This is a genomic window from Pseudomonas sp. S44, assembly GCF_016624805.1.
Taxonomy (GTDB): domain Bacteria; phylum Pseudomonadota; class Gammaproteobacteria; order Pseudomonadales; family Pseudomonadaceae; genus Aquipseudomonas; species Aquipseudomonas machongensis.
On sequence record NZ_JACVTY010000011.1, the window covers coordinates 128014 to 138518 of the forward strand.

Consider the following 10505-nt stretch of genomic DNA (forward strand, 5'->3'; position numbering starts at 1 on the left):
CCTTTCGTGACTCACAGCAACCGCATGCTTCTCGGCGTCAACATCGATCACGTGGCCACCCTGCGCCAGGCCCGGGGCACCCGCTATCCGGACCCGGTCAAGGCCGCGCTGGACGCCGAGGAAGCGGGTGCCGACGGTATTACCGTGCATTTGCGCGAAGACCGCCGGCACATCCAGGAGCGTGATGTGCTGCTGCTCAAGGACGTGCTGCAAACGCGCATGAACTTCGAGATGGGCGTCACCGAAGAGATGATGCTTTTCGCCGAGAAGATCCGTCCGGCACACATCTGCCTGGTGCCCGAGACCCGCCAGGAGCTGACCACCGAAGGTGGCCTGGACGTGGCAGGCCAGGAGGCGCGGATCAAGGCTGCAGTGGAGCGCCTGGCGCGCACCGGCGCCGAGGTGTCGCTGTTCATCGATGCCGACGAACGGCAGATCGAGGCGTCGCGTCGCGTGGGCGCGCCGGCCATCGAGTTGCATACTGGTCGCTATGCCGATGCACAGACCCCGACCGAGGTAGCCGAGGAGCTCAAGCGTATCGTCGACGGCGTGGCCTTTGGCGTGGGGCAGGGGCTGATCGTCAATGCCGGGCATGGCCTGCACTACCATAACGTCGAAGCAGTGGCGGCGATCAAGGGGATCAATGAGCTGAACATCGGCCATGCCCTGGTGGCCCATGCATTGTTCGTCGGCTTCAAGGCGGCGGTGGCAGAAATGAAGGCCTTGATCGTGGCGGCTTCGCGTTGATATTGGGGCGGTCTCGCGGGCTTGCTCGCGAAGCCGCCGCCATCACTCGGCCTAAAACACCAGGCTGAACCGAGTCGGTCCTTGCGCTGCGCTGCTGACCTCGACCCTGCCTCCATGCAGTTGCATGATCGATTTCACGATCGCCAGCCCCAGCCCTGTACCACCCTCCAGACGCGAGCGACCACAGCCGGCCCGGTAGAAGCGCTCGAACAGATGCGCCAGGTGCGCCTCGTCAATCCCCGCGCCCTGGTTCTGCACCCACAACCAGACCTGGTCCTGGCGCCGCTCGATCCCCAGTTCGATCACCTGGCCCTGTGGGCTATGGCGGATGGCATTGCTCAGCAGATTCGACAGCGCTCGCTGGAACATCAATCGGTCGGCCAAGGCCGTGCCCCAGCCGTGTGCCCGTAGCTCGATTCCTTTCAGTTCGGCGCTGAAGTCGAACAGCTCCATCACCCGTGCGGTTTCATCGGCCAGGGACAGTGGCTTGAGCATGGCCAGTGCCTGGGGTTGGCTGACCTGGGCCAGGAACAGCATGTCATTGATGATGCGGTTCAGGCGGGTGAGCTCCTCGACGCTGTCCTCCAGCGCCTCGCGGTAGCGGTTGCCGTCGCGCTCGCGGGACAAGGTGACCTGGGCCTTGCCCATCAGGTTGCCGATGGGGGTGCGCAGTTCGTGGGCCAGGTCGTCGGAGAACTGCGACAGCTGGCGAACACCCTGGTCGAGGCGATCGAGCATGATGTTGATGCTGCCGGCCAGCTCCGCGAGTTCCTGGGGCAGGCCACTGGTCGGCAGTCGATGCGCCAGGTCGTGCGCGCAGATCTGCCCGGCGATACGGCGGAATCGGCGCAGGGGGGCGAGCCCACGCTGCACCAGTTTCCAGGCACCGATGCCGATCAGCAGCAAGAGTATCGGCAGCGCCAGCAAGGTCGAGTTCAGGTAGGCCTGGAGCAGCGCATTGTCGTCGGCGCGGTCCAGCGACATCATGACTCGCACCGGCTGGTCGTCGCGCAGGCGCATCAACTGGGTGACGGTGAGGATCTGCCGCCCGTCGCTGTCACGCCATTGCGTGAAGCTTGGCTGCTGCCCCGCGGGTAGCTGGCGCAACGCCTGCGCCTCCAGTGCCGGGCCCAGGCTCAGCAGCGACGGGTGCCGTCCATTGATCGCCAGCACATTGAGACTGAGGTTGTCGTGCCCCATCACCAGGTCGAGCAGGGGATGAGCGCGGGCGCCGAGGTCGTCGCTGCGCAGATCCACCCGCAGGTTGTGCTCGACTTGCAGCATCTTGCGCGCCAGGTCGCGACGGGCGCGGCTGTCCAGTTCGTGGTCGAGGGCAAACACTGCCAGGCAGGCCAGCAGCAGTACCAGCGCGGCGCCCATCAGGGTGACCGAAAGCCCGAGGCGCAGCGACAGGGTACGGCCCTTCACGCGCGTGCCTCGAGCACGTACCCCACGCCGCGCAAGGTGTGTATGAGCTTGTGCTCGAAGGGGTCGTCGATCTTCGCCCGCAGACGGCGGATCGACACCTCGACCACATTGGTGTCGCAGTCGAAGTTCATGTCCCACACCAGCGAGATGATTTGCGTGCGTGAGAGCACCTCGCCGCTCTGGCGCATCAGCAGATGCAGCAGGGTGAACTCCTTGGCGGTCAGGTCGATGCGCTGGCCGCCGCGCCAGGCGCGATGACGGCCGGGATCGAGTTCGAGATCGGCGACCTTCAGGGTGTCTGGTTGCAGATGCTGATCGTTGCGCCGCAGCAGGCTGCGGATTCGCGCCAGCAGTTCCGGAAACTCGAAAGGCTTGAGCAGATAGTCGTCGGCGCCCAGGTCCAGGCCCTTGACCCGGTCGGCCAGGCGACCATGGGCGGTGAGCATCATGATCCGAGTCGACGATTCGGCGCGCAGGCGCTGTAGCACGCCCCAGCCATCGAGCTCGGGCAGATTGACGTCGAGGATCACCAGATCGTAGCTGTGCTGGCGCGCCAGGTGCAGGCCGTCGGTGCCCGTGTATGCGCAATCGACCACGTAGCCGTTTTCGCGTAGGCCCTGCTGCAGGTAGTCGGCGGTACGGGGTTCGTCCTCGATGATCAATAGGCGCATGGTGGGCTCTGTGGAGTTGAAAGGGCGCGATTCTCAAGCCTGTAGGGGCTTTAGGGTCAAGCTGCAGGATGTTACGGCATGAGAATGCGTTGTCGGCGCAGATAACCGATTTGTAATGCGGGCGTCATCTGGGTGCCTGTTTGGGGCCCTTCGCTTGGAAACACCGCCCGCAGGACCACATTGCAAGACTGTAATGCCGGGCTCACCTTGGCGTTAGCTGCCGCTGGCTAGGATGGCGCTGTCTGAACGGTGATCATGAGGCAAGCACGATGAACCTGATCAAATATCTGCTGCTGGCGACCCTCGCGATGGGCAGCACCAGCGTTTTCGCCGAAGGTGGCGCGGAGCGTTCACAGCAGTTCGTGGATACCTTTCTCAAGGAGCAGGAGCGGCTGTTCGGCGACCGGCAGCAAGTGCTGGTCAAACGTGAGCGCCAGGCGCAGGAGACGGCCCGTGAGGTAGCCAAGGACTAGCGGTAGTCAGGCACCGGCGCTGCGACAGCTCCTCGCTGCTGGTGAACTTGGGCGCCCTTCGGGGCGCTTTTTTTATTTACGCGCCAGGAGCGTGGCGCGGCGGGGGGCCGGGAGGCCTTCGATGGTCTTGCTGTGGTCGTTCGGGTCGAGGAAATCGGCCAGCGACTGATAACGCATCCAGTCGGTGCTGCGCTGCTCCTCGACGCTGGTGACGCTTACATCCACGCAGCGTACATCGCTGAAGCCGGCGCGGCGCAGCCAGCGCTCCAGCGCGGGTACCGACGGCAGGAACCAGACGTTGCGCATCTGTGCGTAGCGGTCCTCGGGCACCAGCACGTGCTGCTCATCGCCCTCGACCACCAAGGTTTCCAGCACCAGCTCCCCGCCTTTGACCAGGCAGTCCTTGAGCGCCAGCAAATGCTCGATGGGGGATCGACGGTGATAGAACACGCCCATCGAGAACACGGTGTCGAAGCCTTCGAGGTTGGCGGGCAGTTCTTCCAGGGCGAAGGGCAGGTGCCAGGCGGGCAGGTCTGGCAGGTATTTTTGCACCGCCTGGAACTGGCAGAAGAACAGCCAGTTCGGGTCGACACCGACCACCATGTCGGCACCAGCGCCGAGCATGCGCCACTGGTAGTAGCCGTTGCCGCAGCCCACATCGAGCACGCGTTTGCCCTTGAGGTTCAGGTGCGGACCGACACGCGACCACTTCCAGTCCGAGCGCCATTCGGTGTCCACGTGCACACCGAACAGGTCGAACGGCCCCTTGCGCCACGGCGAGAGCCCCATCAGCGCCTGGTACACCTGAGCACGGGTGGCGTCATCGCAATTGCTGTCCAGACGCAATCCGTCGACCAGGTCGATTTTCTCGGGCGTCAGGTCAGGCAGCGCATCCAGGGCGCCGCGCCAGCGCTCGAGGTCGCCATGGCCCTTCTCCAGCTTGGTGTCGAGTTGTGCTTGCAGCCCCAGGGACCAGGAAGCCAGTGGCGTGCCCGTCAGACGGCGGACGAGGGGAGACAGATCGATCATGGCAGGGCTATCAGCGAGGCGAAATTGAGGCATTGGAACCAGGGTACGACTTTCGAGAAGCCGGCGGCGTGGAGGCGCTCCTGGTGGGCTTGCAGGGTGTCGGGCTTCATCACGTGCTCGATGGCGCTGCGCTTCTGGGCGATTTCCAGATCGCTGTAGCCATTGGCACGCTTGAAGTCCAGGTGCAGGTCGTTGAGCAGGTCCTGTTCCTGTACGTCGTCGAAGCGCAGTTTCTCGGACAGGATCAGCGCGCCACCCGGCAGCAGGGCTTGGTGAATGCGTGCGAGCAGAGCCAGGCGCTGCTCAGGGGCAATGAATTGCAGGGTGAAGTTCATCGCCACTACCGAGGCGGGCTCGAAGGGCAGGGCAAGGATGTCGGCTTCGATTACCTGCACTGGCAGCAGTTCCTGGAACATCGAGTCCTGTGCGGTGAGGTACTGGCGGCAGCGTTCGACCATGGCTGCTGAGTTGTCCACCGCGATCACCCGGCAACCGTCGTGGCGCACATGGCGGCGCAGCGACTGGGTCACGGCGCCCAGCGAGGCGCCAAGATCGTACAGCGCGGTGTGGGGTTGAGCGAAGCGTGCGGCGAGCACGCCGAGGTTCTCGACAATGGTCGGGTAGCCGGGTACCGAGCGCTTGATCATGTCCGGGAACACACGCACCACGTCCTCGTTGAAGACGAAGTCGGGCACCTGCTCCAGGGGTTGGGCGAAAAGGCGGTCGGGGTCTTGGCTCACAGTGGGCTCGGGAACAGACAAAGGCGACATTCTAGCCAAGCCATGCGGTGCTGCATACCGGGAGTGCGGCCAGTGATCGGTGGGTCTGGGAAGAAAGTGGTGACTCGAAAGAGCTGTATTTCTGCCAAGTGGAAGCGAATTGGATGTCACCAAGCCAAGTCTAGAGCCACGGAAGACGAGTGGGGCGCGACGTATGGTGAGGCTTGCTCTGCGCTGTACTGGCGGAGCACCTCATCCGACCCTCAAAGGACGATCACTATGGAAGTGCTAGAGAATGAGTCGTTAGCAACTCTCGACCCGCAGCTGAAAGCAGAGCTGATACCTCTGCAATACATCGAGACGATCAGCGATCCGATAAAGACTGACCAGCAACCTGGGTTGATCTTCAGCCGCGAAAACCTGCTGGTGATCAAACGCTACGTCAAGGCCGTGGATTCGTTTCCGGGCGCATCGGAGCCAATCAGCGAGTGGATCGACTTCGTGAAGCTGGGCCTGGATGGCGAGGGGGTTAGTAGTTTTATCTCCGACTTGAACCAGCATGCCGAAGGGTGGGAGCCATTAGAGCGCGAAACTCAAGCCCTTAGCGTGAAACTGGAAAATTTCGCGCAGACGTTCGCCACCGAAGGCGCGCTGCTCGTGAGTGAAATCCGCAGTATGCACGGCAATAGTCTCTCCGATATCGAGGATGCGGTGTTGGAGCAACTGGAGACAGTACTGCTTGATGAAAACGAACGTACGCTTAAGGCTGAATCCATCCTCGGCGCGATCGAGGATATCAAAGAGCTGATCGACAGGATGTCGAAGGATATTGATCAGGTTCAAACGCGTGCAGATCGCTTCTATAAGGATGTCGAAGATATTTTGCTGCCAAAGTTGGCAGGGCTGGATTCGACGCTTGACATTGCCGGTGCCGGCGAGAGAGCAGCAGCGCTTGCAGACAACTTGCGAGTATTGGACCAGGAAATCGAGTATCAGTCTTCGATCATTCTCGGCTTCACGGGCTATACCCTGTTTGGGCTGACATTTTCGCCCCTGGGGGTTGGGCTAACCTATTCGCTGTTCGGTGATCAGGCAAAGTCTGCGAAACAAGATAAGCAGAAGCTGCTGGAACGTCGCGAAGCGCTGGTGATGGAGATGCAATCGTTTACCCCGCAGTTGGCGAACCTGGCCACATTGTCGGGTCTGCTCAATGACATCAAGGGCCGACTCAAAGAGGTCAATACGGCCGCCTGGAACCTGCGCTACGTTATCCGCACCTTGAGTGACCATACAAAAGTCTCGAGTGAGGAACTTGACCTGCTCGATACCAATGTCAGCGTGGAACGATTTGCGCGTCGGATCGATCGTGTGGTCCGCCCGTGGCACAAGATTGGCAATATTTCGCACGAGTTGGCATTGATTTTTAACGACGTCATGAAAAGTTTTAATCAGGAGAATTGATATGGATATTAGCAGCCCGATACATGTGAAGTACCCCGATGTGTCTGCAATGCGATTGATGCAAGGTGAAATTTCCAAGTTTGTAAATATGCAGGCCAAACATCTGAGCTCGTCTATCCGGGAGAACGTCTCGGATTTGCTGAGGCTGCTCAGGGAGTGCGACGCTCAAATGAAAGACCAGGTATTGAGTGCCACGCTCAATCTTGCGCACCAGAATTGGTCGGAGATAAATGCCGCAGCCGTGAGTTCGCAAAATGGCCAGAACCAAGGCATCAAGAAAGATATCGAAGACGAGCTGGTGCGTCTGCGGGGTCGATTGAAGGCGTCGTTGCAGGTGTTGGGCCAGCGAGTCAGCGCAATACAGGTTTATCGCCTGTCGGAATTGGAGGAGCGCCGTTCACAGCTGGCAGGGACCAAGGAACGTATGCAAGTCAGTGTCGACCACCTGCTGGAAGTGGTTGCAGGCATGGAGCGTCAAAAGAACGAGCTGGACCAGATCATCAAGACGTTCGAAGTGCCAACGCTGTTCAGTACTATCAAGGGCATGATTCCGACAGAGGAGGAAGTGGACCTGTTGATGAGCAGCATCAAGAACCCCACGGTGAGCCCTGAACTGGTGAAGGCAGCCGTCAAGAAGTTCGAGGCCAATCTGGATGTCATAGGCGAAGGACGCAAGTTCTCGGATCTTGTGTCAGCCCGGGCGACGTGTGTAGGGCAGATTGCCGAACAGCGACAGGCATTGTCGTCGTTGCAGAGTTTGTTGCAACAGGCTGTTCAAGAACATGACGAACTGGTCACTGCTGGCAATGTCGACAGTTGGCGTGATCGCTGGGTACTGGAAGCCCAAAAGCTGACGACGACTTGGCAGAGCCATCAGGCTGCTGCACAACAGGCGACTGAATTGGGCACGCTTGGCAATGCCCTCATGGCGTTGTCCGTCTACCTGGCGGAGGTACGCCGCAACTTCGAGACCGTCTGAGCGCACGCATCGCTCCAGGTTTCAACGCACGGTTATCTGGCACTCGAAGGTTTGTACGGGCGCGACCTCAGGGGCCCAGGGTTGTTGGTAGATCAGGGCAAGCGTGGCAGTACCCTCGGCCTTGGCCTGGAAGCGCCAGTTTGAAAGACCTGCACTGCCGACGATACCGGCCTCTTCCGGAGTGCTGTATACCTCTGGGCCCAGGCTGCGTAGCACGCTTGAGGCTGGGTCCTTGAGCGTCCAGCGATAGCCGGTGGAAGGATTGCTGGCCAGCGACAGCGATAGAGTCTGACCGATCTGCAGGCGCTTGGGACATTCGCTGTCGGCATCCAGCTCGACGGTTTGCCGCGGTTGCTGCGCGCAGGCGGCGAGCAAGCTGAGACTCAAGGGGAGCAGCAGGCGGGAGAGGGTCATGGTGGCTCCTGAGGCGGACGATGGCCTGAGGATAACCGATGCGCTTGTGTATGTGGGGCTCTGAGGGGCCATCGCGGGCTTGCCCTGCGATGGCCCCTCAGAGCCCTGTGTTTATCAGAACAACACTTTCGCCACGTCGGCAAAGCGCTTGGCGAAATGCACCGTCAGCCCTTCGCGCAGGTAGTCGGGCAGTTCCTCGAAGTCCCCACGGTTCGCCTCCGGCAGGATCAGTTCGAAGATCTTCTGCCGCTTGGCGGCGATCACCTTCTCGCGTACCCCGCCAATCGGTAGCACCTGCCCGGTCAGCGTCAGTTCACCCGTCATCGCCACGCCTTTTTTCGGCGCCTGGTCGCGCGCCAGTGACAGCAGGGCGCTGGCCATGGTCACGCCAGCGCTGGGACCGTCCTTGGGCGTGGCGCCTTCGGGGACGTGCAGGTGGATGAACGCTTCGTTGAAGAAGCCTGGGTCGCCTCCATACTGCTTGAGGTTCGCGCTGACGTAGCTGTAGGCGATTTCTGCGGACTCCTTCATCACCTCACCCAGCTTGCCGGTGAGCTTGAAGCCGCGGTTGAGCGTATGAATGCGTGTTGCCTCGATCGGCAGGGTGGCGCCGCCCATGCTGGTCCAGGCAAGGCCTGTGATCACGCCCTTGCCCGCCAGTACTTGCTCGCTGCGGAACACCGGCATGCCCAGTGCTGCCTCGAGGTCCTTGGTGCCGATCTTGAGCTTGGCATCCGGGTTCTCCAGTAGCTTGACCACTGCCTTGCGCACCAGCTTGCCGAGCTGTTTCTCCAGTTGACGCACGCCAGCCTCGCGGGCGTAGCCTTCGATCACCAGGCGCAGGGCGCTGTCGCTGATGCTCAGGCTGGTCTTGGCAACGCCAGCCTTGTCCAGCTGCTTGGGCCACAGGTGGCGTTTGGCAATGGCCAGCTTCTCTTCGGTGATATAGCCGGACAGGCGAATCACTTCCATGCGGTCGAGCAGCGGGCCGGGGATCGAATCCAAGGTGTTGGCAGTGCAGACGAACAGCACCTTTGACAGGTCCAGACGCAGGTCCAGGTAGTGGTCGAGGAAGTCGACGTTCTGCTCCGGATCCAGGGTTTCGAGCAGTGCCGAGGCGGGGTCGCCCTGGTAGCTCTGGCCCATCTTGTCGATCTCGTCGAGCATGATCACCGGGTTCATCACCTCGACATCCTTCAGTGCCTGTACCAGTTTGCCGGGTTGGGCGCCGATGTAGGTACGGCGGTGACCCTTGATCTCGGCTTCGTCGCGCATGCCGCCGACACTGAAGCGGTAGAAGGGGCGCCCCAGGGATTCGGCGATGGATTTGCCGATGCTGGTCTTGCCAACGCCCGGCGGGCCGACCAGCAGTACGATCGAGCCGCTGATCTCGCCTTTCCAGGCACCGACGGCGAGGAACTCGAGGATGCGCTCCTTGATATCGTCAAGCCCGGCGTGGTGCTGATCGAGCACTTTGCGTGCGTGCTTGAGGTCGAGCTTGTCCTGGCCGTATACCCCCCAAGGCAACGCGGTGGCCCATTCGAGGTAGTTGCGGGTCACAGCGTATTCCGGCGAGCCTGTTTCGAGGATCGCCAGCTTGCCCATTTCCTCGTCGATGCGCTTTTTAGCCTGCTCGGGCAGGGTCTTGCCTTGCAGGCGCTGTTCGAACTGTTCGAGGTCGGCGCTGCGGTCGTCCTTGGTCAGGCCCAGCTCCTGCTGGATGACCTTGAGCTGTTCCTTGAGAAAGAACTCACGCTGATGCTCGCCGATCTGCCGGTTCACTTCGGCGGAAATCTCGTTCTGCAACCGCGCAACCTCGACTTCCTTGCGCAGCATCGGCAGGACCTTCTCCATGCGCTTGAGCATGGGGACGCAGTCGAGCACTTCCTGCAACTGGTTGCCGGTGGCAGAGGTCAGGGCAGCGGCGAAGTCGGTGAGGGGCGAGGGGTCGTTGGGGCTGAAGCGGTTGAGATAGTTCTTCAGCTCTTCGCTGTACAGCGGATTGAGCGGCAGCAGTTCCTTGATCGCATTGATCAGGGCCATGCCGTAGGCCTTGACCTCGTCGGTGGGCTGCGCGGGCTGGTGCGGGTACTCGACTTCGACCAGGTAGGGTGGTCGATGGTGCTTGAGCCAGGTGCGGATGCGTACGCGGGTCAGGCCCTGGGCGACGAACTGCAGCTTGCCGTTCTCGCGGCTGGCATGGTGCACCTTGACCAGGGTGCCGTATTCCGGCAACGCCTTGGTGTCGAAGTGGCGGTGGTCTTCGGGCGGCGTGTCCATGAAGAACAGGGCCAGGGAATGATGATCGGTCTTGGCGACCAGGTCGAGGGTTTCGGCCCAGGGTTCCTCGTTGACAATCACCGGCAGCACTTGCGCGGGGAAGAACGGGCGGTTGTGGATCGGGATCACGTAGACCTTGTCCGGCAGTTGCTGGCCGGGCAGGGCAAGGGCGCGGCTGGTCTCGGCCTTGGCCTCGAGGTGTTCGATTTCGCTCTGTGCGTCGGGGTGTTCCGGGAAATCCTGCTGGTCGCTCATGGGGCACCTGCGTGAATGACTATGGTGCTTAGATGGGGCGGGGAGGGAT

Annotated in this window: 10 protein-coding genes; 4 read left to right on the forward strand and 6 right to left on the reverse strand. The window is 61.5% G+C overall.

Features of this window, described 5'->3' with window-relative positions; all coding sequences use genetic code 11:
• Nucleotides 1–24: 24 nt before the first annotated feature.
• Entirely contained in the window at nt 25–747 is a 723-nt protein-coding gene (gene pdxJ / locus IAE40_RS11330; protein WP_232233620.1) for a pyridoxine 5'-phosphate synthase, read from the forward strand.
• 51 nt (nt 748–798) lie between these two features.
• On the opposite strand, the gene IAE40_RS11335 is transcribed toward pdxJ, so the two are convergent.
• Nucleotides 799–2175 (reverse strand): heavy metal sensor histidine kinase, encoded by a 1377-nt coding sequence (locus IAE40_RS11335; RefSeq protein ID WP_200603183.1) that lies wholly within the window; start codon nt 2173–2175, stop codon nt 799–801.
• On the reverse strand, nt 2172–2846 hold the full coding sequence (locus tag IAE40_RS11340; RefSeq protein ID WP_151925358.1) for a heavy metal response regulator transcription factor: 675 nt from the start codon (nt 2844–2846) through the stop codon (nt 2172–2174). Before IAE40_RS11340 ends, IAE40_RS11335 begins: the two co-directional genes overlap by 4 nt.
• Nucleotides 2847–3115: 269 nt before the next feature.
• Here IAE40_RS11340 and IAE40_RS11345 point away from each other — a divergent pair, with 269 nt between their 5' ends.
• Nucleotides 3116–3319: a hypothetical protein gene (locus IAE40_RS11345; protein WP_054891828.1), complete on the forward strand. Its 204-nt coding sequence runs from the start codon at nt 3116–3118 to the stop codon at nt 3317–3319.
• A gap of 72 nt (nt 3320–3391) precedes the next feature.
• Here the strand turns inward: IAE40_RS11345 and cmoB are convergent, their stop codons facing one another.
• Nucleotides 3392–4348 carry a tRNA 5-methoxyuridine(34)/uridine 5-oxyacetic acid(34) synthase CmoB gene (gene cmoB / locus IAE40_RS11350; protein WP_197893211.1) on the reverse strand — a complete coding sequence of 319 codons (957 nt, stop codon included), beginning with the start codon at nt 4346–4348 and terminating at the stop codon, nt 3392–3394.
• Nucleotides 4345–5088, reverse strand: a complete 744-nt coding sequence (gene cmoA / locus IAE40_RS11355; RefSeq protein ID WP_153773993.1) for a carboxy-S-adenosyl-L-methionine synthase CmoA — start codon at nt 5086–5088, stop codon at nt 4345–4347. Before cmoA ends, cmoB begins: the two co-directional genes overlap by 4 nt.
• A gap of 258 nt (nt 5089–5346) precedes the next feature.
• Here cmoA and IAE40_RS11360 point away from each other — a divergent pair, with 258 nt between their 5' ends.
• Both IAE40_RS11360 and IAE40_RS11365 read left to right on the forward strand, forming a co-directional pair.
• Nucleotides 5347–6528, forward strand: a complete 1182-nt coding sequence (locus IAE40_RS11360) for an alpha-xenorhabdolysin family binary toxin subunit A (RefSeq protein WP_178117555.1) — start codon at nt 5347–5349, stop codon at nt 6526–6528.
• Between the two features lies 1 nt (nt 6529).
• Nucleotides 6530–7507: an alpha-xenorhabdolysin family binary toxin subunit B gene (locus IAE40_RS11365; RefSeq protein WP_197893226.1), complete on the forward strand. Its 978-nt coding sequence runs from the start codon at nt 6530–6532 to the stop codon at nt 7505–7507.
• A 21-nt stretch (nt 7508–7528) separates the two neighbouring features.
• Here the strand turns inward: IAE40_RS11365 and IAE40_RS11370 are convergent, their stop codons facing one another.
• Both IAE40_RS11370 and lon read right to left on the reverse strand, forming a co-directional pair.
• Nucleotides 7529–7921, reverse strand: a complete 393-nt coding sequence (locus IAE40_RS11370) for a protease inhibitor I42 family protein (protein WP_200603184.1) — start codon at nt 7919–7921, stop codon at nt 7529–7531.
• A 114-nt stretch (nt 7922–8035) separates the two neighbouring features.
• Nucleotides 8036–10456, reverse strand: a complete 2421-nt coding sequence (gene lon / locus IAE40_RS11375) for an endopeptidase La (RefSeq protein WP_153773996.1) — start codon at nt 10454–10456, stop codon at nt 8036–8038.
• Nucleotides 10457–10505 lie beyond the last annotated feature (49 nt).

What these genes read in the sequence shown, in the direction of transcription:
- IAE40_RS11340 (WP_151925358.1), bottom strand. Translation starts at nt 2,846, where the DNA reads ATGCGCCTATTGATCATCGAGGACGAACCCCGTACCGCCGACTACCTG.
- cmoB (WP_197893211.1), bottom strand. Translation starts at nt 4,348, where the DNA reads ATGATCGATCTGTCTCCCCTCGTCCGCCGTCTGACGGGCACGCCACTG.
- IAE40_RS11360 (WP_178117555.1), top strand. Translation starts at nt 5,347, where the DNA reads ATGGAAGTGCTAGAGAATGAGTCGTTAGCAACTCTCGACCCGCAGCTG.
- IAE40_RS11365 (WP_197893226.1), top strand. Translation starts at nt 6,530, where the DNA reads ATGGATATTAGCAGCCCGATACATGTGAAGTACCCCGATGTGTCTGCA.
- IAE40_RS11370 (WP_200603184.1), bottom strand. Translation starts at nt 7,921, where the DNA reads ATGACCCTCTCCCGCCTGCTGCTCCCCTTGAGTCTCAGCTTGCTCGCC.
- pdxJ (WP_232233620.1), top strand. Translation starts at nt 25, where the DNA reads ATGCTTCTCGGCGTCAACATCGATCACGTGGCCACCCTGCGCCAGGCC.
- lon (WP_153773996.1), bottom strand. Translation starts at nt 10,456, where the DNA reads ATGAGCGACCAGCAGGATTTCCCGGAACACCCCGACGCACAGAGCGAA.
- IAE40_RS11345 (WP_054891828.1), top strand. Translation starts at nt 3,116, where the DNA reads ATGAACCTGATCAAATATCTGCTGCTGGCGACCCTCGCGATGGGCAGC.